Here is a 25858-nt window from a genome sequence, read left to right on the forward strand (position 1 = left end):
ATAGGGAGCGGGGTGAGATATCACCCCTGAATATATGGGTTAATCAACGAGTGGATAAACGCCGTTTTCATCGTGTACTTCAGCGCCAGTAATTGGTGGGTTAAACACACAAGCCATTGTCATTTCTTTGTTTTTATATGCGCGTAAATAATGCTCGTCATTCTTATCTAGGATGTACAACGTACCGGGTTTGATTGGGTAAGTTTTACCACCAACGACTTCAATCTCCCCTTCACCACTCATACAAAACACAGACTCCAAGTGGTTTTGGTAATGGATATGTGTTTCTGTCGCTTCGTAAATTGTTGTGATATGAAAAGAAAATCCCATATTGTCATCTTTCAATAACATGCGAGTGCTTTCCCAGTTATTCGATACAATACGTCTTTCACTATTACGACATTCATCAAGTGTTCTAACAATCATTTTACTCTCCCTATTACGATGCTTTCTTGAAATGCTTGGTTGCTACTACTTCAACTGAGTCTTCGAAAATAGTTAAACCTTGCATCAATTCCGATTCTGAAATGGTTAATGGACAAAAGAACTTCAAGATTTCATCGTTTGGACCTGCGGTTTCAATTACCATGCCCTTGTCAAAACACACTTTCGCAATCTCATCAGCAGTGTTTCCATCTTTACATTCAATGCCAATCATCATTCCGCGTCCCTTGCGTTGAACAAATAACTCAGGGAAACGCTTGAGATTGCGTTGAATGACATCATCGACCATGCTTGAGCTACGTTGAATATGATTTTCAAAATCATCATTTGACCAATACATTTCTAACGCTTTCGCAGCAGTAATGAACGCATGGTTGTTACCACGGAAGGTGCCGTTGTGTTCTCCCGGCTCCCACTTGTCTAGTTCAGGTTTTAATAAAACCACAGCCATCGGTAAGCCATAACCACTTATCGACTTAGATAGCGTAACGATATCTGGTTTTATACCTGAAGGTTCAAAGCTAAAAAACGTTCCTGTTCGACCACAACCGGCTTGAATATCATCCACAATAAATAGGATATCGTGGGCTTTACAGATTTTACTTAACTTCTGTAGCCACTCATTTGAAGCGACATTTAACCCGCCTTCACCCTGAACCGTTTCCAATAAAACGGCGGCAGGTTTATCCATACCTGCGGAATTATCGGCTAACATCGTTTCAAATAATTTTAAACCATCAATTCCAGCGTAACCTTCAAATGGCAAACGCGTAACGTTGTTGAGATTTGAGCCCGCACCTTGCCTGTGGTGTTGGTTGCCCGTAGCAGCCAATGCACCCGCTGTACAGCCATGAAAACCATTGGTAAATGCAACAATACTGCTTCGACTTGTCACTTTTTTTGCCAATTTAATCGCTGCTTCAACCGCATTTGTTCCTGTCGGGCCGGTAAATTGAACTTTGTAATCTAATGCTCGAGGTTCCAAAATAAAGCGACTAAGAGCTTCTAGAAATTCAGCTTTGGCTTCTGAATGCATATCTAAGCCATGTGTAATTCCATCCATTTCAATGTACTCAAGTAGAGCTTGCTTTAGTATTGGATTGTTGTGACCGTAATTGAGAGATCCTGCTCCAGCAAGAAAATCGAGGTAACGATCACCTTGTTTTGTTTCAAGCCAGCAGCCTTTTGATTTAGCAAAAGTGACTGGAAAACTATTCGAGTATGAACGTACGTTAGATTCCTGCTTCTTAAAAATATCCATGATAATGCCGTTATTTAATTCCTATAAGTGTTTGATTATTTGAGGAGGATTCGATAGAGATATTCGGTATCGTGCTGCCCGTTAAAATGAAGGTTTTCATCTAAGAAAGTAGTCACTCGCCCGGTGTTACCGTTTTTTTCGTCCAGCTTTTTGAACAGTGCCCAAGACGCTTGGTTTGATTTAGTGATAGTCGTTTCTATCGCTTCAATGCTCTTTAGACACTCTCGATTAAGTAAGGTGTTCAACATCTTGTAGGCTAAAGCATTGCCTCTAAACTTAGGCGCCACCGCGACTTGCCAAATAAAGAGAACATTGGGCTCACTAGGTTTCCGGTAGCTAGAAATAAAACCAGCAAGGTCACCTTCATGCTCCACTAAAATGCAAGTTTTACTAAAGTGAGTAGACTGCAAAAAATTGCAATATGAAGAGTTAGTGTCTAATGGAGGGCACTCTGAAATTAATTGATAAATGTTGTTGCCATCCGAAACTTCAGGCTCACGAAAATTCCACTTTTCAATCATTTTTTCTACAACCTCTGGATACAAGATCCAAGGCGCTGATGTAATCATACCGATAAAATCCTTTGAACTCTAATTAAATTCCTTTTTATTATGAGCATTTACCGCCTGATAAGATCAACAACCTAGCCTTTAAAATTAGCAAAAAGTGACACAGTTCACACTTAATAACGATCACCATGAATTAAATAATGTTTTGAGCTCTAATGTATTTTATTAATGAGGATTTTAAGAAAACGTATTAAACGGAATAGGCGCCAAAAGAGAGTTGAGTTATTAGAAAATAACGATGCTCAGATTGCTTAACAAGCGGCATAAATCGCCAAAACTCTCAATGCTGAACATTCTGTCGAGTCGATAGCAACGCTTCTAATGGCAGTGACTCGTTATCCACTATTAAAATACCTGTCTTAAAAAAACAAAAAACCTAGCGAGAGCTCGCTAGGTTTCTTATCTAACATATCGATGAATAATGAACTCAGATGAAACGAGATCAGAAATATTCACTTGGAAAAGGTTTACTTCAATGGGTCATTATCAGGCAGTGCTTTGTGAATCCATAGCGCCAAACGCTTTTTAATGTTGGCACCATCAAGCTTATCATCAGGTAACGGTGTGATCTGATTTACCTCTACAAGGAACAAATACACCGCTTTAACCTTTATCGGTTGGGATGAATGTGGCAAATCAAAACCTTGTAGTTTTGCCATCTTAAAACCGACCTCAACTGCTTTTTTTACCAGCTTATCTTCATTAATGATCTTCGCGGTTTTCGACATATCATCTCCGTCATTTTTTTCGAACGAATGATGAGTATATCAAACAGATTTGCGAACAAGATTACCGCGATCTCAAATCAAAAAATCTCTTTGATAAATAACATAAAACGCATCACAGACTAAAAACTGATTCTAATTATATAGACATTGACGAGACAAATAATGATAAGCAAACGGTCTCTTAATAGAACACTCAGTAAATGAGATCTTCAGTCAAGAAACCAAAAGTCGAACAATTTTTGACTTATCATTCCAAAGAATACGGAATACTATGGTTGTCATTTAGATGCGAAATTTCTATAAAATAAAAATAAACCTCTGTTATTTAATCAGTTTTATACTAGAACGACCTAGATCATATTTACAGTCACCTGCAATCAAAACTTATTTACAAAACACTCATTAAGAAAATAGAATAAAACCACTAATTTTATACTGGTGTTAAAAATGCGTTACCTATGGGCTTCATTTTGTCATAAGAATCCAATCGTCGGACGAATCGTTCATATCCTTGTTATGCTAGTAGCATTAGCCTCTATCGTTATCCCATTGATGTCAAAAGATGCAACAACAATCTTAGTCTCACTGGGTATTGCTCTAGTATGTTTTGTGCTGTTTGTCTTCTTTGCGCTTGCCGATAAAATGCGCTCAGGTATGCACTAATTAGCTCAATATTCGCCAAGCATTCTCTTTTCTAAACTTCATTATAAAATGCATGCGACCAAATACGGAAAAGCCCAAAGTTATTAGCTTTGGGCTTTTCTTCTATAGCGAAATCTTACATATTCCAAATAGCCTGCCGTTGGAAATTACAGCTATCAATCAGGCATCACCACAATACCCATGGTTTCAAGCAGTTGCTCTTGCTGCCACGCGACAATTTTGATTCCTGTTGTATCCACTTTTCTTGGGTCCAACCCTTCTAATTCAGCATGGCATAAATTAGCACCTTGCATACTGAATTGCCCCCATACGTCTTCCGAGAACACTCCTCGGCTGAGATCAGACTCTTTCAGAGACGCGCCGCCAAGGTAAGTGCCTATCCAACGGTTCTCAAACAGCTCGCACTTCTCTAAACAAGCTTGTTCAAAATTAGCGTAAGACAGGTTGCAACCCGTGATGTATGCCGAACAAAAATACATGCGATTGCTTACCTGATTGGCAAAATTCGCACGAGTGAAGTTCGCCCCTTTCAAATCGCATTCACGTAGCTCAATACCATAGCAATTCGCGTTACTAAAATTCACCATCGCCAACTGGCAATTCTGGAAGCTTGCATCTCGTAAGTCGGCAATATCAAAGTGGCATCCCTCAATATCGCCTTGTTCGATGAACTTACAGTTAATAAACGTCGCATCACGCAAGTTCGAACGTCTGAAATCACAACGGATAAACGTGCAGGCTGTAAATGTAAGCTCTGATAAGTCTTGCTGAGCAAAACTGTGGTGATGATAAGTGCTGTTATTGGTGTCCATTTAGCCCCCTAAAGAAATTAAGCTAAGACTACCATTGCGATCTTAAGAAAACACCAAATTAAAAACCAACAAAAACAGCAACTTAAAACACCCTAATTTAGCCATTTTAAGGCACCAAACAAGCCCTTTAAGGTTGTTATTTTCGATTTATAGGATGTGCTTATCTTGAAAAAAGTTTTGTCGCTTAGAAGTACCAATAAGAGAAAAAGTTACTTTGACGAAACGAGTCAATTATTGACCGCGTCCTAACGCGCTAGACTGGACGGTTGGTATATTGCTCGTTACACTATTCCTCATTCTCAGCATAAAGAGTAAGAACAATGAAAGACATGCGACAAGCTATGCTCGATGCAGGGTTTAGCCTTATCAATGAACACGGGTTTGCTGGTGTTGGCCTGATGAAAATCATCAACCAAGCGGAAGGCACGAAGGGTTCTTTTTACCATTACTTCAAATCCAAAGAACACTTTGGTGAGATCCTTCTTACTAACTACTTTGATGAGCATCTCGCTAAGCTAGACGACTTTTTAAGTGATGAGTCGCTTTCTCGTCGTGACCGCGTAAAAGCCTATTTCGAGTTTTGGTGTGCATCGAAACTGACTGAAGACTTCAATATCCAATGTCTTGTCGTAAAACTGGCGGGAGAAGTATCTGGGTCGGCTAACCCGTTACAGTCCACAATGGCAGTAGGCGCAGAAAAGATCATCCTGCGTATGGCGAAGCTATTTGAAGAAGGCAATGAGACCGGTGACTTCACGATCGCAGAGCCCGAATCGCTGTCTCGAATGCTTTATGGCCTATGGCTAGGCTCAACGCTCATGGCCGCTATGCAGCGTAACCGTTCGATTCTAAACAATGCCATGGATGAAACCATTCTTGCCATGAGCCCAGCCCAAGAATCGGCTGACTAGATATACCCGTTACCAGAAACCAAAAACCAAAAACCAAAAGGCTCGCATAATTTAGCGAGCCTTCTACTTATTGTAAATCTTGATTGAATTCATTCACGCCTACTCCGCTACCCCAGACGAGACGGAATATTATTAGCTTTGAGCAGGCCCTTAATAACCGGGTCGATATGCTTGAAGAAGCTCAGCCATCCTTCACAGAGATAATTTAACCCTGCCTCACCATCGCGGCTTTTGATGATGCGGTTTTTGGGGCACTCCCCATGGCATGCGAATTTAAACTCACAGGCTTGGCATTGTTTCGGCAGAGACTTCTGTTTGGCGAAGCCAAAACTCTGCTGCTTTGACGAAAAGGCTAAAGTTGAAAGTGCTTGTTCCTGAATATTACCCAACTGAAATTCAGGAAAGACATAATGATCACATGAGTACACATCACCATTGGGCTCAACTGCTAACCCTTTGCCGCAGATCTCACTCAGCGTGCACATGGTACTTTCTCTGCCCATCCATACGCCGACAAAATTTTCAAAGTACGGCACTAATACCCGACCAAAATCGTGCTCAATCCACTCGTCAAAAACGGTAGTGAGGAACTCTCCCCATTGCACAGAATCGACACTCCAAGCTTCAACCTCGCCTGATACGGGAATGATCGCTTGTTGGTTGCTCAACCATTTATTGTTGGTATGAGCCTCACGTTTATCGACCACAGGAATAAACTGCAACTGCTTCGAACCCACTTCATCACGCAGAAAGCGATAAACCTCTAACGGATACTTTCCTGTCACATCATTCACGCAGCTTAGGGTCGCGAACTCGACGTTATGTTGTTTCAAGTAGCGAATGCCACGCATTGTTTGAGAAAAAGTCCCTTTGCCTGCACGGTTGGTTCGGTAGTGATTGTGTAAGTGCTCTGGGCCGTCAATGCTCACACCAATGATAAAGTCATTCTTTTTGAAGAACTCACACCACGCATCATTCAGTAACGTGCCGTTGGTTTGAAGGTCGTTGCTGATCTTACTGTGGTTAGGACAATATTTTTTCTGCAGCTCGACGACTTTTTGAAAGTACTCAACCCCCAACAAGGTAGGCTCTCCACCGTGCCAAGAAAAGATGATTTCAGGCGTATTCTGCCCTTCTATGTACTGCTTGATATAACGCTCTAACAGAACTTCATCCATCGTATATTGAGAGCCTTTTGGGTAATCAAGCAGCTGTTGTTTTTCTAAATAATAACAGTAGGTGCAACTGATATTACACACCGCCCCAATCGGTTTTGCTAACGCCTGAAGTTTGCTGTGTGCTTTGCCATTGAACTGCGGAACTGAACTCAAATTTGATAGCGATAATGTCGTCATGAAGAGTGCCTCGATGTAAAAGTTATTGTATTAGCCAAAACAATTCGTAATTCCTTTACACGGTGTTCATCGGCCAACCAAGCTTGATGGCATTAGGTTGGCCGAGTGATTTTTTCCTCTATTTCACGTTTTCAAACGGGTTCCACGCTTCGTCAACTGGGACGATATTTTGCGCTTTTTCGTATTCTTGATATTCAGCGACCATTTCAAGGAACAAGTCTGGCATTTCATTTCTCAAGTCATGTTGCTCAGCTGGATCTTTCTTGGTGTTGTATAAGTGCCACTCACTGTCGCCACCCATTCCCGTAGAAATTCGGATGATCTTATGATCACCTTTAAGCAGAATTCCGCTACCAAACAATTCAAATGGAATCGCATTGTTGGCACTGTGCACGTCTGCCGTTTCCCCTTTGAAGTAAGGCAACAAGCTCACACCACTCATCGGCGCTACTTCTCGACCTTGATATTCCGTTCCTGGATGCTCTACCTCTGCAATCTCAAGAATCGTGGCTGCAATGTCTTTCACTTGTGATAAGTCATCTGTTTGAGTTCCCGGTTGCAACGCATCTTCACCGTCTAGAAGCGCTTTGGCTGGCTTAACGATAAACGGCACACGGATACCGCCCTCTGCTGTGTAAGCTTTGTACCAAGATAGGCCACCGGTTGAAGCGCTTGCCCACTCAGGACCCAATGAAACGCTGGAGTTGGCTTTCCCTAGGTTTTCCGTCGAGTTGTCGAAATGATGAGCAGTCCATGTTCGGATCAAATCACTGATATTTTCACCGGTAATATCCGCCGCTTCTGGGCCGTTATCCGCTAGGTACATGATGTAAGTATTATCGTATTCCCCGATTTCTTTCAGGTAATCGACTATCTGACCGACTTGTTGGTCCTGCATTTCCATCATGCCCATCGCGACAGCCATTTTCTTGCCGTACCACTTTTGTTCTTTTTCAGAGAGCGAGTCCCAAGGGCGGCTTAATGCGTTACGATCTGAAATATCGGCGTCTTTTGGAATCACGCCCATCTCTTTCATGCGTTGAAAACGATCTTCTCGAACCGAGTCCCAACCATGTTCAACGTAGTAATCGACTTTATCTTGATAAGCAGACTCAGGCGCTTGCAGTGGTAGATGAATACCGGTGAATGGGACGTAGGCAAAGAAAGGCTTGCCGTCGTCTTTCTTGCTGTCGATCATCTTGATGATCTCGTTGGTGTAAACTTGGTCTGAGTACTCGCCTTTGTACTTATCCTCAACCACTTCACCGTTGCGGTAAGTTGGCTCAACTTCAACACCGGGAATATCCCCTTTTTGCAGCGCATCCGCTGTCGCGGCATTTTTGGCCGGGAACATCATATCTCGATTAAAGTGATTAGAGCCGCCCGCTAATATACCGTAACTCTCTTCAAAACCTCGATCGTCAGGTAAGAAGCCATCCTCGTGCCCCAAGTGCCATTTACCAGAGAGGTAAGTGTTATAGCCACTCTCTTTAAGCAGCGTTGCGACCGTAACCCCTTTCTTGGTGAGGTAACCTTCATAACCCGGCTTACCAATCGCGCCCGGATAGACGGCATAGTCGAAGGTGCCTAGACCAACCTCGTGACTGTTTGCTCCGGTTAACATCATAGAGCGCGTTACCGATGAAGTTGGTGACGCGTGAAAATTAGTAAACTTAACCCCCTCTTCAGCCAGCGCCATTAGGTTTGGTGTATTGGCTTCTGAGCCATAAGGCTGAGTATCAGCAAAGCCCACATCATCGCCAACAATGACAACAATATTCGGTTTTTCTGATTCTGCGGCCAGAGCAGCACTACTTGCCGCAGCCATTGCAGTGAAGACTAAAGATTTCTTGAATGTCTGCATAAGACGTTCTCCAATTTCTGTGATTAACTTTTTCAGTAATTAACTTTTCTGCGAATAACTTTTTCTGAGGTTAACCTTTCTGTGATTAACCTGAGTTAGGATTTGAATTAATGCGCGGCTTGCGACATCCAATGTAATAAGTCGAGCGCAGGGTCATACTCTTGAGCTGCTGCCATGCCAATCCAGGTGACAGCCTCCGCTTGGCTGGCTTGAACGCCACTTCCAGAGATATACATCAACCCAAGCTGTGTTTGAGCTTCAGGGCTACCGTTATTGGCTGCGGTGACGAACCACTCCGCGGCTTTTTCATCATCCTGTTCTACGCCCTCTCCGCTCAGATATAAGTAAGCGACAGAGAGCTGGGCATCCAATTGCCCTTGATAAGCTTCATCCAACAATTGCACGACGTCTTGATGCTGCTGCGATTGATCCATGGTGGCTTCATTCTCAAAGCTCTCGCTTCCAAAGCTTGCCTTGGCAAAAAACAGAACAACCAAAACACCCGCCAAAATCACAGTAGTTAAACGTTTATTGAGCATTTATTTCCTCCTCGGGAATAAAGGTCTCGACGTCCCTGTTGAATGAATTAGGTGAAAAGTAGGAATGGCGCGATGATGCACAAGCTTGATAGCAATACGTTTTCGATTTTCATAATTGGCTCTCGAGTAATAGTTGTGAGTGAATCAGGGACTGAACTAAATGGTCATAAAATTCAGTCGATTAAGACAAAGACTTAAATCGCTTTCTCAATGATGGTTTCAATCGTCTGTTTCGAGATTGGGTAGAACTGAAAGCAGATGTCTTTTTCAATCGCTTCTGCAATGCTGCTCTTCTCTTGCTCATCAAACTTCCAGCTGCTGAAACGCTTCATCGCACCCACACTAGTTTGGAAGTTATTTAAGAAGTCCAACACTCTCTGGTAAACCATCTCATCGGTTCCCGTCGTGTCTACCGAGAAAGCTTGAGCTAACTTCGCCGCATTCGGCATATAGAATTCAGGCAGCGCTTCAATCACAACCGGCATCAGCACCGTGTTGGCATCGCCATGTGGAATGTGGCTAATCGCACCAAAGGCATGAGCACAGTTGTGAATCGGAATACCGCCCAAAGACGAATAAAATGCAGAGATCGCCATGGTGCTTGCTTGAAGAAGATTGCCACGTGCGGTTAGGTTTTCTGGCTCTTTCAATGCCAAGGGTAAGTTTTCAATAATCAGTTTTGCTGCCTGAATGCCGTAAGCGTCAGTGAATGCATTACTCATCGGTGACACAATCGCTTCAACAGCGTGTGTTAACGCATCCATGGCTGTAGAACGAGTAAGGTGAGCTGGCAGCTTAGTCGTCACCGTTGGATCAAGGATCGCGATATCGGCTTCCAATCCAGACGCGACTAGACTTGCTTTGATGTTTTCATGTTCATTGTAAAAAACAGCAATCGGAGAGGCTTCTGCGCCCGTACCAGCCGTTGTCGGAACCGCAATGTGGGGCACTCGAATATCTTCATTGTTTGGCCACACATCCATATGACCGCCACCCGCAATCACGGTGCGAATGTCATCTAGCTTCTTATGAAATGCGTATTTCACACCTTTAGAAGCATCAATTACGCTGCCGCCGCCAACAGACAAGATCGCATCAGCATTGACGCTGTTTGCAAACTCAATTGCTGCGTTGATGTTGTCGCAAGTCGCGTCTGGCGCGATATCGGTGTACACACCAACAAGCTGAACCGCTTGTTCATTACCTGGCTGGTTCACCTTTTCGTTTACAAACAACGCCGAGAACTGCTCAACAAAACCAAGAGACTCCAAGCCTTTATCAGAAAAGAGCACGACTCTTTGCGCACCTAAGCGACCAAAAAGAGAAGGGATATTTTCAATGCCATTCTCTTGAGCATGAACAATGGTTTTAAGTTGAAAGTTAAAATTATTGGTTGTCATGATATTTACCTCATTTCTAGTTGATGACTAAACAATAACCAATACAAACCGGTCGGTCTAGAGTGTTAATGTCAAAGATATGTCAATTAAGATCTTTATGGATCATTGCCCCAAAACGAAAAAAGCCCGCAAATGCGGGCTGTAGTAATAATTGAGTGATCATTGAATAAGTGTCATTGATTCACCATGAGCAACTCATTAACTATTAACTATTAACTATTAACTATTAACTAAGATGAGCTGGCACCTTGCTTTTGTCTCTAGTGAGGTAGTAATACAGGTAAACTAAAGAGTAGACAGTCACAAATCCATCGAGCGCAAATACACCGCTCCAACCATAAAACCACTCATAATCGTTGATACACACGTTGTATAAGAATATGCCCACAAACATCGACTTCTCAAATGCACTGTAAATCATGGTCGAAGTACGCAGCGATTTGTACTTCGCCGAGAACATCAACAACACACCAATACAGCCAACCATGACTCCCCAGTGTTGATAGGTACCCATAAGATACTCTTTGTTCACCATCATCGTATCGTTGTACGAGAACAGCGTTTGCATACTCCAATCAGGCGCAAGGAAAGTAGAGAAAGCGGTTGCGGTTAAGAATCCTGTAACCATCAAATACGCTTTCATCGTTCGTTCAAAAAATCGTTCTAACATAAAAATAACCTCTTAAAATAACGTCGTAAAAATAATTTCTTATAAATAACTTCTTGTAGATAAATTGAGTAATGACAGAAATGATTTACTTGCCAAGCATGCTCATCACTGCGGTCTTTAATTCGTTGTCTTCTTTTGAAAACAGATGCTTAACTCGATGATCTAAGCCTGTTTCCAAGACGGTTTTGGCATGGGAGAAAGTAAGGAAACCTTCTTTGCCGTGATAGTTGCCCTGACCAGATTCACCAATGCCACCAAACGGCGCGTCATCAACCGCTAAATGAAAAACACAGTCATTGATACACATTCCGCCGGAATGAACTTGGTGTTTAACCTGAGCTTGTAAGCTCAAATCAAAGCTCATTAGATAGAGCGCTAACGGCCTTGGTTTGCTATTGATGACTTGGAACGCCTCTTCGATATTGCGATACGTAATCAAGGGTAATAGTGGGCCGAAAATCTCTTCGTTCATCACCTTGGATGACAGGCTTGGTTCAACAATTAGGTGCGTCACCAAACGATGGTTATCTAAGCCCATCGCTTCGTCATGGCAAGCGACGGTTCGCGTTCCTGCTTGTTGCTCTTCATTCAACAAGCCGACAATACGATCGCATTGACGAGGATTGATTAGGGACGTCAAACTCTCGGAATAGACCCCTTCATCGAACAGCAATTGGTACTGTTTTTTATACTCTTGAATGAAAGATTCAACTTTCCCTTCAGGTAGCAATACATAGTCAGGAGCCACACACACCTGCCCGTTATTGAGGCTCTTACCATAAATGATTCGCTCAACCGCGATATCAATTGGCATGTCTTCTGCAACGATAACCGGTGACTTACCGCCTAGCTCTAGCGTAACTGGAGTTAGCGTGTCAGCCGCTGACCTCATCACTTGGCGACCTACTTGGGTTGACCCCGTAAACAGAAGATGATCAAACGGCAACGCCGAAAATGCGGCTGCGATCTCTACCTCACCTTCAACCAAGCACACCTCATCGGATTGGAAGACTTCCGCCAATAGCGCTCTTAATACTTGGTTCGTCGCTGGGGTAAATTCACTCATCTTGATCATGGCGCGATTGCCCGCTGCCAACGCCGAAATAAGCGGGCCGACGGATAACATGATCGGGAAGTTCCACGGAGCAATGATCCCGACAACGCCTTTGGGTTGATAAACCACTTCAACACGAGAGGTTGAAAGCAAAGGGCCGGAATGACGAATCGAAGATGTCGACCAATGAGGTAAACACTCAATGCTGTGATCAATATTTCCGATGCAAGGCAATATGTCGGCCATCAAAGTGTCTTGTCGACTGCGGTGACCATAGTCCTCACTCACGGCTGAACACAAACGATCTGTGTAATCGATAAGCGCAGATTTAAGTGCAAGCAACTGCTCAATTCTCACCGATACCGCTGGCATCGGGTTCTGTGCAAAAGCTCCCTGCATGTTGTTCAACGTCATGGTCATTCGTGTTGGCGTCAATTCGTATTTCATACATCACCTCGTGGTTAAGATGAGCACACAATAATACAAAGCAGACCGGTCGGTCTATATTTTTATTGTCAGAGAATCGTCAATGCATTTTTGAATACAAATAAATAGGGTGGTTACAACGTAGGTTAAAACCCAGGGCGATTTAAAATAGGAGGGTGTAACGAACAGGCGGTATAACGAGAAATCTCACATGGTGAGATCAAAAATGGCCGCTTAATGCGACCATTTAATAACTCTTTAAGTTTTTGTTTTAAATAGACAATTTAAAACTAACGTTAGCTTTTGGCTACGTTTGCAATGCCTTCAAGCTGAAGCACTGGAGCAGCGTCGATGTCTTCTGCGTTCATCATTGCTGATACACGCTGCATCGAAGAAAGCAGTAAGCTTTGCTCCCACGTCTCTAGGTTTTGGAATTTTTTTACGAAGTTATCTTGCAGCGGCGGTGGCGCATTGTTTAGCAACTCTTGACCTTTTTCAGTCAGGTTCGCGTGTACTTTGCGACGGTCCGATGAACTGCGTACTCGTTGTACATAGCCATTTAACTCTAGACGGTCGATGATCGTCGTCGTCGTTGCTTGGCTTACATTGGTCTGATTAGACAATTCTTTGATTGTCACATTACCCATTTCTTGGATTGCTCTCATTAAGATTAATTGAGGGCCAGTCAAACCATACTCTTTACTCAGCTTCTTCGAGTGTAAATCGATAGCGCGAATAATTTGGCGAATAGCGACCAGGATTTCGTCATGTTTGTCCAAGATGCAGACCTTTGTACTAATATACTGTGAATGGTTTTACAGCGTCGAAGCGATGAAATGTCTCGAGTGATTACGTCACGCGCGCTCGAATTACACTGTAAATTGATAAATTACTTCATTGATTTTTCCGCATTGTACTGATGTTCATACTATTCTCAATCTTTTCTATACCACTAAACTTGCGTGGTACGGCACTTTTGCTTAATGAAGGGGGAATGAAAGCTTCAATGAAGACAAAAATAATGAACCAGAGAATACAAACTCAAAGAATAATATATTTTAATAATCATAGAGGTAGAGAGATTTAATCCTCTCCACCCAATAAAAAACCAGCCTCAATAGCTAAGCTGAAAAACGAAATTTTACGCAGCGGTATTCATCTGAAAGTTACCCGTTAGCGCGTTGTAAAACTCGCTGTTATCCAAAATCCCGACCAATTGATTATTTTCAACCAACAGAATTGGGTGGTTACTGATCTGCTTAAGCTTAATCGCATCACGCATACCAATCTCCGGGCTTGTCACTACCACACTAGACGCGTTAATCGCGGTTAGGTCGTCAGACTCGCTCCACTCAACAAGCGCCAAGGTAGATTCACCTTTCACCGATAAAGCACCTTCATTCTGTTCAATCCAGAGATCTTTAGAATCGCAGATCTTCCAGCTTTCATTCTCTTGCGTCAGTGAATCAAGAGGCTGCATTAAAGAACGACCTTTAAGCACATTCAATGGATTGGTGTGAGCAACGAAGTCTTTTACGTATTCGGTTTTTGGCGTCAGTACGATCTCTTCAGGCTTACCGTGTTGAATCAGTTGGCCTGACTCCATGATCGCAATGTTATTACCAATCTTCAGCGCTTCGTCTAAATCATGACTCACGAACAAAATCGTTTTGTTAAGCTTGTTTTGCAATAAAATTAGCTCATCTTGCAACTGCGCACGAATCAGCGGATCAAGCGCTGAAAACGGTTCATCCATAAGAAGAATGTCGGTATCCATCGCAAAGGCACGCGCTAGACCAACACGTTGCTGCATACCGCCAGAAAGCTCATGCGGATACTTGGTTTCCCACTCTGCCAAACCCACCATTTCAAGTTGTTCACGCGCTTTAGCACGACGAACATCTTTGGCTACGCCTTGCATTTCTAGACCAAACGCCACGTTATCTAACACGTTTAACCAAGGCATTAGGGCAAATTTTTGGAACACCATAGAAACGCGGTGAGTACGAAGATGACGCAAGGTCGCTTCGTCGCACTGTTCACCTAAATCAACCTGCTTGTCTCCATCTTTGATCGCCAATGAGCCACGGCTGATCTCATTCAGGCCGTTAACTGCGCGAAGCAACGATGATTTACCAGAACCAGACAACCCCATCAGCACACAAATCTCGCCTTCTTCAACGGTCAGCGACACATTATCTACGCCAACCACTTGGCCAGTCTCATCAATGATCTCTTGGCGAGTTTTACCTTGGTCGAGTAGCTCAAGCGCTTGTTTCGATTTATTACCAAACACAACATCGAGATTCTTAATGGTAATCGCGTCCATTGTCTTTTTTTCCTGAGAGTTAGACATGATTAAGCTTCCTTCTGGTTTGGTGTTTTGCACAAGCGGTCAAGGATGATTGCGACTAATACAATCGCTAATCCAGCTTCAAAACCTTGTGAGATGTTCACTGTGTTCAATGCACGAACAACAGGTTTACCAAGTCCGTCAGCACCGACAAGAGCGGCGATAACCACCATCGAAAGCGACAACATAATACATTGGGTTACACCCGCCATGATGCTTGGTAGAGCCGCCGGTAATTCGACCTTCATAAGCAATTTCATGCGGCTTGCACCAAACGCTTTACCCGCTTCAATCAACTCTTCAGGCACTTTAGTGACGCCTAAGTAGGTTAAACGAATCGGTGCAGCTATCGCGAAAATAATGGTAGAGATTAAGCCAGGAACGATGCCCAAACCGAATAAAACCAAAGTCGGAATCAGATACACAAACGTTGGAACCGTCTGCATTAAATCAAGAATGGGTCTAAGCACCGTATATAACCAAGGGCGATGCGCAGCCATGATGCCAACCGGTACGCCAATTAATACGGAAATCGTTGTCGCCGCAAAGACGAGAACAAAGGTTTCCAGCATTTCTTGCCAATAGCCGAGGTTAAGAATAGTCAGCAGTGCTGCGACCACAAAAATCACTAGCGAAGGTTTACGGTGTAAGTACCATGCAATAGCAGCAGTCATCACGATTGGCAGAGCAGGCGGCATCCACTTAAATACATCGACTAAAAACATAATGACGGTTTCTAGAAAAATCGAAATAGCATCAAAAAAGCCTGCTGCATTGATTGTTAGCCAATCAACACCCGCTTCCATCCATTGTCCGACAGGGATTTTGTTTTCCGTAATAAAATTCACAATATTGCCTTTTATTATGGGTGGGCTACTTCAAACCAATCGATAAATTGGCAAGCCCACCTTTATTATTTATGTAGCTGTTGAGATAGGTCGAACTAAGCTTTAACTTGCTTTAGGTATTCAGTGACGGCTTGAGTCGCTGATTCACCTTTATGCGTTTTTACATTGTCTAACCAAGCTTCCACTTGTTGAGGGTTCTTGTTCAACCATTGTTGAGCTGCTTTTTCTGGCTTCACTTTTTGGTTAAGAATCTCTTCCATCAACTGGTTTTCCATCTCAAGAGTGAATTCTAGGTTTTGTAGAAGTTGACCGACGTTTGCACACTCAGACAGGTAGTTTGAACGAACGTTGGTGTAAACATTCGCGCCGCCGTAGTTAGGGCCAAAGAAGTCGTCACCGCCAGAAAGGTATTCCATTTCAACATTGCTGTTCATTGGGTGCGGAGCCCAACCAAGGTAAACGATCCACTGGCTACGACGAGCAGCGCGAGATACTTGCGATACCATGCCCGCTTCACTTGATTCCACTAGGCTGAAATCTTTCAAGCCAAACGCGTCAGAATCAATCATTGATTGGATTAAGCGGTTACCGTCGTTACCCGGCTCGATGCCGTAGATGCGGTCTTTGAATTTGTCGGCGTGTTTTGCTAGGTCTGCGAAGCTTTTTACGCCAGAGTCGTACACATATTTTGGTACAGCTAGCGTGTATTTTGCGCCTTCAAGGTTGGCACGAACGGTTTCAACCGTGCCCGCTTCACGGTACTTAGCAATATCGCCTTCCATGGTTGGCATCCAGTTACCTAGGAATACATCAATATCGCCGTTCGCCATTGAAGAGTAAGTCACCGGTACTGAAAGTAGGTCGGTTTTGGTTTGGTAACCAAGGCCTTTTAATAGTTCAGAAGTAACGGCGGTTGTTGCGGTAATGTCAGTCCAGCCGACATCAGCGAAGCGAACGTTTTCACATTGCTGTGGTTCAATAGAAGCGTTAGCACCAAATGCAAATGAACTAATGGCTAGTGCTGTTAACGTTTTCGTGGTCATGTTCTGAATATTTAGAGTCGTCATAATGGTTCCTTTTTATCTTTCCTTTTTCTGCTCGATATCAACACCGATAGAGAGCAGTTCTTCTGACTTTTGACTAATTTTTGTTGTTACTTTTTGCTTTTTCTATTTTTGAAATATTTTCTATTTTTTAACTAATAACAGAGGCTTACGCTTCTCTTACTGGTTTATTTATTCTTTGCGTCTCTTGCCACTCAGGTGCAATCCACACTGGAACGTCCTGCGCTTTGAGCATTGGCTTACCCAAAATCAAATCGGAAGCACGCTCGGCAACCATAATGGTCGGGGCGTTCAAATTACCGTTTGGAATGATTGGGAAAACCGATGAGTCGACAACACGTAAATTATCGACACCGCGAACGCGACACTCTTCATCAAGCACTGCCATTGGATCATCATCTGAACCCATTTTGCAGCCACATGAAGGGTGATAAGCACTTTCAACGTTCTGCTTAACCCATTCATCAATCGCTTCATCGGAAGTAATATTTAGACCCGGCTGAATCTCTTTGCCTCGGTACACATCCATCGCAGGTTGAGACAAAATCTCACGCGTCAGACGAATACAATCGCGCCAATCTTGGCGATCTTGTTCAGTCGAGATGTAGTTGAAAATGATCTCTGGCTTGGCATGCGGATCAGCAGAAGTGATCGCTACCGTACCGCGACTCTCTGGCTTGTTAGGCCCAACGTGTACTTGGAAACCGTGACCATCAAAGGCCGCTTGCCCGTCGTAACGCATCGCTGCTGGCAGGAAGTGATATTGAATGTTTGGCCACTTCAATCCTTTGCGAGAACGAATGAACGCGCACGATTCAAAGTGGTTAGTGGCACCAAGGCCTTTACGAGTCAGAATCCATTCCGCGCCAATCATGCCCTTGCTGACCAAGCCAAGCTTGCTGTTGAGTGTGATGGGTTCGTTGCAGTGATATTGGAAGTACACTTCTAAGTGATCTTGAAGGTTTTCACCTACGCCATTCAGCTCGTGTTTAAGCTCAACGCCTGCCTTTTCAAGCACGGCTTTCGGGCCGATACCAGAAAGCTGAAGCAGTTGAACAGAACCGATAGAACCCGCAGAAGAGATCACTTCTTTGTTCGCCACAGCCACTTGAGTATTGCCTGACTTTTCAAACTCGACACCGACGGCTTTCAGGCCTGATTGGCCTTTTGATGACTGGTCTTTTACGACGAGTGCTTCAAGTAAGAAACGACGCGCCACGATACCTTTCTTCAAGGTCAGGTTTGAACGCTTCAATGCTCGACGTAGATAAGCGTTAGAGGTTGAGGCTCTAACCCCCTTGTCTACCGTCATATGCATAGTGCCGAAGCCTTCTTGCTGGTAGCCGTTGTAATCGTTGGTTTCTGGGTAACCGGCATCTTTACCTGCATCGATGAACGCTTGGTAAAGCGGGTTAAGTTCCATATCGTTACCGTTACAAGTGCCGACAGGACCATTGTCACCACGGTATTCATCACCGCCTTTGTTCCATGATTCAGCACGGCGGAAATAAGGCAGACATGCTTGGTAGTTCCAACCCGCTGCGCCCTCTTCTTCCCATTGGTCAAAATCACACGCGTGGCCACGAACATAAACCATGCCGTTAATTGATGAACTGCCGCCTAACACTTTGCCACGTGGGCAGTGCAGTTCACGTCCATCAAGGCCCGGTTCTTTCTCTGTTTCAAATTGCCAAGCGTACTTTTCAGTATTCATTGGGTAAGAAAGCGCGGTTGGCATTTGGATAAAAATACTCTTGTCCGTACCACCAGCTTCCAGTAATAAAACGCTATGTTCACCGCTTTCCGTTAGCCTATCCGCTAACACACAGCCGGCCGAACCCGCGCCGACGATAATATAATCGTAGCGTTGTTCCATGTTTTGATTTCCCTGAGATGAGTCAGTGGGGCTAGCTCTGTTAAGCTAACCCATAAAATTGAGTGTTACGCGTTAGGCATAAGGGCTGGCGTAATCGCCAAGTTCAATAAGAATGCTCTTAGTCTGCGTATAATGAAGTAGGGTTTCTGGTCCATTTTCACGGCCAATACCCGAAAGCTTGTAACCGCCAACCGGCATTTCTGCTGGTGAGTCGCCCCACGTGTTCACCCAACAAATACCTGCCTGCATTTGGTGAATAACACGGTGCGCACGAGAAAGGTTTTGCGTGAACACACCAGCCGCTAGGCCATATTTGGTGTCGTTAGCGCGGCGAATCACATCGTCTTTGTCCGTAAACTTCAACACTGACATCACAGGGCCGAAGATCTCTTGCTGAACGTGAGGCATGTTGTCTTCGCAATCCACAAACACGGTTGGGATAACAAAGTTGCCGTTTTCGAGGCCGTTATCTGTCACTTGATAGCCGCCCGTCAGCAGAGTTGCGCCCGACTGCTTAGCTAGCTCAATTGCTTCAAGGACTTTTGAAAGGTGTTCTTTAGAAATCAACGCGCCGATCTGAGTCTCCATGTCCATTGGATCACCAATGATCAGCTTCTCAGTGCGTGTTTTAAGTTGGTCGATGAATGCGTTGTAGATGTTTTCGTGTACATAAACACGGGTACCGTTAGTACACACTTCGCCTTGGGTGTAGAAGTTAGCAACCATCGAAGCTGAAACTGCATCATCCAATTTCGCATCATCAAACACGATCATTGGTGACTTGCCGCCAAGTTCCATGGTGACTGATTTCAGCGTCTTAGCGCTGTCTGCCATTACCGCTTTACCGGTACCGGTTTCGCCCGTGAACGACACTTTCGCGATGTCTGGGTGCGCCGTTAGCATCTGACCAACACGGTAATCGCCCTGAACCACGTTAAACACGCCATCAGGAAGACCAGCTTCAGTAAAGATCTCTGCAAGCTTTAGAACTGTGAGCGGAGTCTCTTCTGAAGGTTTGAAAATCATCGCGTTACCCGCAGCCAATGCCGGAGCCGATTTCCACATCGCAATTTGAATTGGGTAGTTCCACGCGCCAATGCCCGCACAAATGCCTAGCGGCTCGCGGCGAGTGTAGAAAAATTGAGATTCACTCAGCGGCTGTTGGTCGCCTTGCAGCGTTGGAGCCAAGCCAGCAAAGTATTCAATAACATCAGCGCCAGACGCCACATCCACTTCAATTGCTTCTTGCAGCGGCTTGCCCGTATCAACAACCTCAAGGTTTGCAAGGTCATTATTTCGAGCTCTAAGTATTTCCACTGCCTTCAACAGAATGCGGCTGCGTTCCACAGCGGTCATTGCAGACCATACCGCAAATCCGCGTTTAGCAGATTCAATAGCACTGTCGACATCCGCTGAAGATGCTTGGCCTAACGTCGCGATAGGTTCACCGTTCGCAGGATTAATGCTATCAAAGGTTTCACCAGAGGTTGCTTTAACCGCTGCGCCATCGATGTATAACGAGTTCATTTCCATTTGAGATTCTGACTTAATTATTGTTATTAGACTCTACTGGTCTATATGTGAGTATTGGGTGCGAATAGTGGTCGTTCTAGCTCTTGCTCTAGGTCTAGCTCAAGGTCTAACGCTACCACTGCGATCTATTTGCTATGACACGAGTAGAACGTAAGTTGCTTATCTAGATAGTCATTGATGATGGCACGCGCCTTTTGAGCATCGATACCATCTGGGTTTAGTGTGCCTCTCAGCCACAAACCATCAATCAGAGACGCAATCCCGTGAGCAACGAGATCCGCTTGTTCGTGATTCAAAATACCTTTCAACTCAAGACGTAAGTGTGAAATCAAACGTTTTTCATTCACACGTTGCAGTCTTTTAAGCTGCTCGTCATGCATTGAATATGACCAAAATGCCAACCACGCCTTCGCGACCTTATTTTCTGCTTGGTAACCTTCGAAGTTACCATCGATGATCGCGTTAATTCTCTGTTGGTGAGCATCAACAGGAAGTGCTTTTAGTGACGTGGTGATGGTATTGGAAAGTTGGCGAAGGATTTCACGCATGGTCTCTTCGAGCAGCCCATGCTTTCCACCAAAATAGTGATTAATAATGCCAGTGGAGACTCCCGCTTCTTTGCTGATCAACGCAATACTCGCGGCATGCAAACCCACTCGATCAATCACCGTCATGGTGGCTTGAACAAGCTGTGGTTTACGTATATCAGGCATCCCAACCTTCGGCATTTCTTAGTCCTTTTATTTTATATTGAACGTTCAGTTAAATATAAAATGACAGAAATTTAGTTAGGGTTCAAATGATTATTTAAAACAAACTCGTAACAACACAGCATTCAAATCAACAAAAATCATTATAAAACAATAAATTAAATATCATTTAGAGCACTAACGAAAACAATTAAAGATTTGAGGTGTGATAGTTATTGGTCAAATGTTTTTGCTCAACAAGGACAATATTTGAACAGAAAGAGAGATTCTTGAAACAAAGAGAAATTCGGCAATTAGAGGTCTTTGGGTGTAAAAGATGACGAGGTATAGCGAAGTGAAAAAGAAAACCGAGCGTCCAACAAAGTGCTTGAACGCCCTCCTCTACCAGGATTCAACATTATGACTAGATTCTAAGCGCAATTAGCCAATAATCGGCATCGACTGCCAAGATCTTTGATGCAGCATTTCGCAGCCAGATTCGGTGATGACGATGTTTTCCTCGTGTACCATCATGCGGTTTTTCGCAAACGCCATACCAGGCTCTAACGTTAACACCATGCCGGGTTTTAATATCACGTCACCATTTGGTACATGTGATGGCCACTCTGTTAGCTGCATGCCTAATCCATGCCCCATACGACCCACATCGTTGCCAAGCGCGCCGTTCTTTTCGAGCACCGACCACATGGCTTGCCACACGTCTCCGGTTGTTCGTCCCGGCTCTGCCATCGCGAGCCCCGCTTCTGTCGATTGATAAACGGCGTCATAAGCCGCTATCGTATCTGGCTGCGCATGCCCAAACGCATAATTCCGGTCAAAATCACTGAAATAGCCATCAAAGTTAGCCCCCGTATCGATGATCAGTACATCTCCTTCAGAGAGCACACGATCCGTTGGCCCCATGATAATATTGTCATAGCCACCTTGGCCGGATGCCGAGATCAAGTAAGGACACGCATCGGCACCTAAACGTAGCATCTCCAAATGCATTGCTTTACACGCCTGTCGTTCTGTCATCCCTATCGCAAGATGATGACGAAGATACTCAAAGCCCGCCGCCGTGACTTGGCAAGCGAAGCGTACTTTATCGATCTCCGCTTGAGACTTAACACTGCGAAGGTCGCGAACCATCAGTGACACATCAACCACACGGTGTTGGCTCAGCTTCTGCTGTAACAACGCATAGTTAGTGGCAGGCATACGCAAATGTGTTTCCGGGCCAATCATCGAACCGATTCTGCGAGAACCCTTGGAGACTTCAGATAAAGTAGAAGCTAACAAAGAGATGCCGTCATCTTCTGGCCTTGGCGACGGCCAACTGCGCACATCTTCAATCCATGTATCGTCGAAACCAGCCACACCGATCTCTGGTACTACCGCTATGGGCTTACCAACCGCTGGCACCACCAAAAACCACGGACGCGTTGGGCTTTCCCAAAACTGCGATTTGAAGCCACTGAAATACCGAAATTCTGGTTCGGTCGTAAAAAACGCAGCATCGATGTTTTTAGCGCGAAGACGTTGTTGCAACTCGACAGTACGTTGCTCTAGTTCTGCTGATTCAAACCCTCTCTGCGGAGGTGTTAATGGCAATATACTCATATCTCTATCCTTGATTGAATAAGGGTAACTCGACGGATTAATTGAATAAGATGTCTCTTGGTAACAGAGCGATACTTGGGAAGAAAATCAGCAACGCAGACATCAACACTAAGATCAGGAAGAACGGCAGCGTCCCGCGAATCACTTCCATATAAGGCTTTTCAAAGATGGCGATAGCAGTAAAGATGTCGCAACCAAAAGGTGGCGTCGCTGAGCCAATGGCCATTTGTAATGTCACCATCACACCCACCAATATCGGGTCGATGCTTGCTGCATCAACAATCGGCATGAAAATCGGCGTCAAGATCAGCAAGACCACTAACGAATCCACAAACATACAGCCGACAAAGAAAGTCAGTGCGATGACAAACAAGATGTACTCTGGAGAGGCACTCTCTAAGTCCAAAGGTGCTAACAGTTCTTGAGGGATTTGTTCGAAAGAGATGTACCAAGAAAAAGCCTGACCAACACCCACCAGCACAAATACAACTGCGGTAATCAAGCCAGTATTTAACGCCGCATCGCAGATGTCTTTAACGCCAAGTTTGCGATAGAAAATGCACTCAACGATGATCGCATACAGCACCGCAAACGAAGCGGCTTCTGTTGGCGTCACGACCCCAGAGTAGATACCGCCGATAATTAAAGCAGGGAAACCGAGAGGAAGAATCGCTTTCTTGATCGCTTCAATGCGTTCTGCTGTGTTGGCTTTTTCAACCAAAGTGATGGTATCGCTGTGTTTGACGCTGTAGGCATAGCTGTATAACGAGAACAAGCTCGCGAGCACTAAACCTGGGCCAATGCCAGCAATGAACAATTCGCCCACGCTGGCGTTGGCTAAGGTGCCGTAAAGAATCAAACCAATACTTGGCGGAATAAGAAACGCGATGTCACTGGCATTGATGATCAGCGCCATCACAAAGCTGTCTTTGTACCCTGCTTGCAGCAACTTCGGGCGCATGATTTGGCCAACCGACACCACGGTCGCCTGAGTCGAGCCAGAAACAGAACCAAATAAAGTACAACTAATGCAGGTGGTAATCGGCAGCCCGCCACGCAGATGTCCAACAAACGCTTGAATCAGGCCAAGTAAGTTATAGGCAGTGTGGCCGCGTGTCATAATATCGGCAGCCAAGATAAACATCGGCACCGCAATCAATGCGTTCGGTGAGATGCCCGTGACCATCTGTTGAATCAGCACTCCCGGCTCAACCTGAGAGAAATGAATCAAGCCAATTAAGGCCCCAACCGCTAACGGTACAATCATCGGGAAGCTCAAAAACAGCAAAATCACCATCACAGAGACCAAAGTAAAAGTGATGACATAAATATCGAGTTCGCCGGCAATAATGTCCGAGAAAAACTGTGCAATATCACTCATTCGAACTCACCTATTTTTGTGTTTCTGTTTTCAATCACGTCAAATGACACATAAATCTCTTTATGCAGCAAGTTCATCAAAAAACTCATGCTGTATTGCAGCCCTGCTATGGCAAAGCCGATTGGAATAATGGAGTAGACCCAATACACCGGAAACTGCAGCGCTGGGCTAAGTCGGTTGATTGACTTCAACTCTTGGACATACAGGAAGGCGTGATAAGCGAGGTAAAACATCAACATCCCAGTCAACAATGCAATCACGGTGGTGAGCACCTTCTGGGCTTTGAAACTCAGTGAATCGTACACCGCAGTCATGCGGATATTTCGACCTTGGCGGACGGCATAGGCGAAGCCAATAAAGGTCACTGACACAATAAGGAATTGATTAAGCTCTTCTGAGAAGAACAGGCTTTTATTGAAGGCATATCGCCCAATCGCATTGGCGGTGGAGTTGATCATCATCGCGAGAATAGCGGTTGTGATCAAAAAGCGTTCTAGCTTTTCTGTCGCGACGCTTATTTTATGTAGCAGTTCTTTCATAACAGGCAGTGCTCCATACTTCGTTCAGTGACAGGGGTCCATTGCCACAATTTGGAGAAGGTGGGGATAAGCTAACCGCTGCCAATAAACAGCGGATAGCATTCATCCTGACAACGCTTTCTATTGCGTCGCTGAAGCAGCCTTCACTTCATCTAGGATTTCTTCGAGAATGGTTTTCGCACCCTCACGCGCTTCACTTTGCTCACCGGCAGGGTAGGCATTTGCTACCACGTCATAGTAAGTCGTGTGCAGCTTTTGACTGAGGACCTTGAAGCGTTCACGCTCTTCCTCAGTTAACACAACCACTTGCATGTCTGGACGCTCTTTTAAGATCTTGTCCATGTTCTCTTTGTTGATGCGTACCTGATAGTCATACGCTGCTTCATCAGCCGCTGTGATCGCTTTGTCGACCATCGCTTGCTTCTCTTTCGACAGGCCGTTGTACCACTTGCTGTTGGTCGAAACCGTACTTACATATGGTTGCTGACCTGGGAACATTAGGTAGTCTTGAACCTCATGCCACTTCGCGTTGTAGATGAAGTAGATCGGGTTAACCATGCTATCGATGGTCTTAAGTTGCAGTGAACCGTACACTTCACCCCAAGAAAGAGGAGTAGGTGTTGCACCAAACGCTTTGTAGGTTTCAACAGGAATGGTTGAAGTGAAAGTACGGATTTTCTGGTTCGCAAAATCTTCAGGTGTACGGATAGGTTTATTGCCGCCCCAAACCATTTCACCTTCAGACATCATCGACAACAGCTTTAAGTTTACGCTCTCAAACTTAGGTGCCAGCTTGTTGTAGATAGTTGGACTTTCCGTTAAGACCTTATGCGTGATCGCTTCGTTGGTGCCCAGTACATACGGCAAGCTCACCGCTTGAACTTCAGGTACGTAAGACCCTAAGTGACCCGCGCCTACCGACACAAATTGAATCGTACCCTTAGCAGCCAGCTCTACGATGTCGTTTTCTGTACCCAGTTGACCGTAGTAATAGATGCGAACACGGATGTCGCCATCAGATTCCTTCTTAATCACTTCCGCAAATTTTTGCGCATAGATGTCTTGAACGTCTGTTTTGTCCTCTTCTGAAGCAAACTTCCATGTTTCGGCATGAACGCCAAAAACCATGCTCAAACTTAGCAGTGCTACGCCTAATCGTTTCATCCTATCTTTCCTTTTTATTATCCTAATTACACGCTGATGACCTTGGTCACTTCACGCGCTTCAGTTTTGGCTGTGTCGACAATAAACTCCGT

General features: G+C 44.6%; 24 protein-coding genes. 2 read left to right on the forward strand and 22 right to left on the reverse strand.

Annotated elements, in window-relative coordinates; all coding sequences use genetic code 11:
• Nucleotides 1-39 precede the first annotated feature (39 nt).
• From AACT19_RS01875 to AACT19_RS01890, 4 genes are all read right to left on the reverse strand, one after another.
• Nucleotides 40-426, reverse strand: coding sequence for an ectoine synthase (locus AACT19_RS01875; RefSeq protein ID WP_076644927.1), 387 nt, complete (start codon nt 424-426; stop codon nt 40-42).
• Between the two features lie 13 nt (nt 427-439).
• The gene (gene ectB / locus AACT19_RS01880) at nt 440-1705 is read right to left on the reverse strand and encodes a diaminobutyrate--2-oxoglutarate transaminase (protein ID WP_076644928.1); all 1266 of its coding nucleotides are present in this window, start codon (nt 1703-1705) and stop codon (nt 440-442) included.
• A gap of 35 nt (nt 1706-1740) precedes the next feature.
• On the reverse strand, nt 1741-2274 hold the full coding sequence (gene ectA, locus AACT19_RS01885) for a diaminobutyrate acetyltransferase (protein WP_076644929.1): 534 nt from the start codon (nt 2272-2274) through the stop codon (nt 1741-1743).
• Between the two features lie 467 nt (nt 2275-2741).
• Nucleotides 2742-3002, reverse strand: a complete 261-nt coding sequence (locus tag AACT19_RS01890; RefSeq protein ID WP_004732406.1) for a DUF5062 family protein — start codon at nt 3000-3002, stop codon at nt 2742-2744.
• A gap of 447 nt (nt 3003-3449) precedes the next feature.
• Between AACT19_RS01890 and AACT19_RS01895 the strand changes: the two genes are divergently transcribed.
• Complete coding sequence (locus AACT19_RS01895) at nt 3450-3665, forward strand: hypothetical protein (RefSeq protein WP_029221911.1); 216 nt, start codon at nt 3450-3452, stop codon at nt 3663-3665.
• Nucleotides 3666-3820: 155 nt separating this feature from the next.
• On the opposite strand, the gene AACT19_RS01900 is transcribed toward AACT19_RS01895, so the two are convergent.
• On the reverse strand, nt 3821-4477 hold the full coding sequence (locus AACT19_RS01900; protein WP_076644930.1) for a Qnr family pentapeptide repeat protein: 657 nt from the start codon (nt 4475-4477) through the stop codon (nt 3821-3823).
• 320 nt (nt 4478-4797) lie between these two features.
• On the opposite strand from AACT19_RS01900, the gene AACT19_RS01905 reads away from it, so the two are divergent.
• Nucleotides 4798-5388: a TetR/AcrR family transcriptional regulator gene (locus AACT19_RS01905; RefSeq protein ID WP_061021005.1), complete on the forward strand. Its 591-nt coding sequence runs from the start codon at nt 4798-4800 to the stop codon at nt 5386-5388.
• A 107-nt stretch (nt 5389-5495) separates the two neighbouring features.
• On the opposite strand, the gene AACT19_RS01910 is transcribed toward AACT19_RS01905, so the two are convergent.
• From AACT19_RS01910 to AACT19_RS01990, 17 genes are all read right to left on the reverse strand, one after another.
• On the reverse strand, nt 5496-6743 hold the full coding sequence (locus tag AACT19_RS01910; RefSeq protein WP_076644931.1) for an anaerobic sulfatase maturase: 1248 nt from the start codon (nt 6741-6743) through the stop codon (nt 5496-5498).
• Nucleotides 6744-6861: 118 nt separating this feature from the next.
• On the reverse strand, nt 6862-8607 hold the full coding sequence (locus tag AACT19_RS01915) for an arylsulfatase (protein ID WP_076644932.1): 1746 nt from the start codon (nt 8605-8607) through the stop codon (nt 6862-6864).
• Nucleotides 8608-8714: 107 nt separating this feature from the next.
• Nucleotides 8715-9146, reverse strand: coding sequence for a tetratricopeptide repeat protein (locus tag AACT19_RS01920; RefSeq protein ID WP_017081369.1), 432 nt, complete (start codon nt 9144-9146; stop codon nt 8715-8717).
• 194 nt (nt 9147-9340) lie between these two features.
• Nucleotides 9341-10546 (reverse strand): iron-containing alcohol dehydrogenase, encoded by a 1206-nt coding sequence (locus AACT19_RS01925; RefSeq protein WP_076644933.1) that lies wholly within the window; start codon nt 10544-10546, stop codon nt 9341-9343.
• 226 nt (nt 10547-10772) lie between these two features.
• The gene (locus tag AACT19_RS01930) at nt 10773-11216 is read right to left on the reverse strand and encodes a hypothetical protein (RefSeq protein WP_076644934.1); all 444 of its coding nucleotides are present in this window, start codon (nt 11214-11216) and stop codon (nt 10773-10775) included.
• Nucleotides 11217-11301: 85 nt separating this feature from the next.
• Nucleotides 11302-12717, reverse strand: a complete 1416-nt coding sequence (locus tag AACT19_RS01935) for a coniferyl aldehyde dehydrogenase (RefSeq protein WP_076644935.1) — start codon at nt 12715-12717, stop codon at nt 11302-11304.
• Nucleotides 12718-12992: 275 nt separating this feature from the next.
• A complete protein-coding gene (locus tag AACT19_RS01940; protein ID WP_004732429.1) occupies nt 12993-13475 on the reverse strand; it encodes a MarR family winged helix-turn-helix transcriptional regulator in 483 nt (160 codons plus the stop codon).
• Nucleotides 13476-13837: 362 nt separating this feature from the next.
• The gene (gene choV / locus AACT19_RS01945) at nt 13838-15052 is read right to left on the reverse strand and encodes a choline ABC transporter ATP-binding protein (protein WP_076644936.1); all 1215 of its coding nucleotides are present in this window, start codon (nt 15050-15052) and stop codon (nt 13838-13840) included.
• Between the two features lie 2 nt (nt 15053-15054).
• On the reverse strand, nt 15055-15897 hold the full coding sequence (gene choW, locus AACT19_RS01950; protein ID WP_009845976.1) for a choline ABC transporter permease subunit: 843 nt from the start codon (nt 15895-15897) through the stop codon (nt 15055-15057).
• Nucleotides 15898-15992: 95 nt separating this feature from the next.
• A complete protein-coding gene (locus AACT19_RS01955) occupies nt 15993-16964 on the reverse strand; it encodes a choline ABC transporter substrate-binding protein (protein ID WP_017081365.1) in 972 nt (323 codons plus the stop codon).
• Nucleotides 16965-17109: 145 nt separating this feature from the next.
• Nucleotides 17110-18837 carry a choline dehydrogenase gene (betA, locus tag AACT19_RS01960; RefSeq protein WP_076644937.1) on the reverse strand — a complete coding sequence of 576 codons (1728 nt, stop codon included), beginning with the start codon at nt 18835-18837 and terminating at the stop codon, nt 17110-17112.
• 72 nt (nt 18838-18909) lie between these two features.
• Nucleotides 18910-20370 carry a betaine-aldehyde dehydrogenase gene (betB, locus tag AACT19_RS01965; RefSeq protein WP_076644938.1) on the reverse strand — a complete coding sequence of 487 codons (1461 nt, stop codon included), beginning with the start codon at nt 20368-20370 and terminating at the stop codon, nt 18910-18912.
• Nucleotides 20371-20495: 125 nt separating this feature from the next.
• Nucleotides 20496-21098, reverse strand: a complete 603-nt coding sequence (gene betI / locus AACT19_RS01970; RefSeq protein ID WP_004732441.1) for a transcriptional regulator BetI — start codon at nt 21096-21098, stop codon at nt 20496-20498.
• Nucleotides 21099-21500: 402 nt separating this feature from the next.
• Nucleotides 21501-22682 carry a M24 family metallopeptidase gene (locus AACT19_RS01975; protein ID WP_076644939.1) on the reverse strand — a complete coding sequence of 394 codons (1182 nt, stop codon included), beginning with the start codon at nt 22680-22682 and terminating at the stop codon, nt 21501-21503.
• Between the two features lie 37 nt (nt 22683-22719).
• Nucleotides 22720-24063, reverse strand: coding sequence for a TRAP transporter large permease (locus tag AACT19_RS01980; protein ID WP_076644940.1), 1344 nt, complete (start codon nt 24061-24063; stop codon nt 22720-22722).
• Entirely contained in the window at nt 24060-24602 is a 543-nt protein-coding gene (locus AACT19_RS01985; RefSeq protein WP_017078458.1) for a TRAP transporter small permease, read from the reverse strand. The genes AACT19_RS01980 and AACT19_RS01985 overlap by 4 nt, the downstream gene beginning before the upstream one ends.
• Nucleotides 24603-24722: 120 nt before the next feature.
• The gene (locus tag AACT19_RS01990) at nt 24723-25766 is read right to left on the reverse strand and encodes a TRAP transporter substrate-binding protein (protein WP_076644941.1); all 1044 of its coding nucleotides are present in this window, start codon (nt 25764-25766) and stop codon (nt 24723-24725) included.
• Nucleotides 25767-25858 lie beyond the last annotated feature (92 nt).

Origin of the sequence: Vibrio sp. 10N.222.47.A9, assembly GCF_963872585.1 — a bacterium.
Lineage (GTDB): Bacteria > Pseudomonadota > Gammaproteobacteria > Enterobacterales > Vibrionaceae > Vibrio > Vibrio splendidus.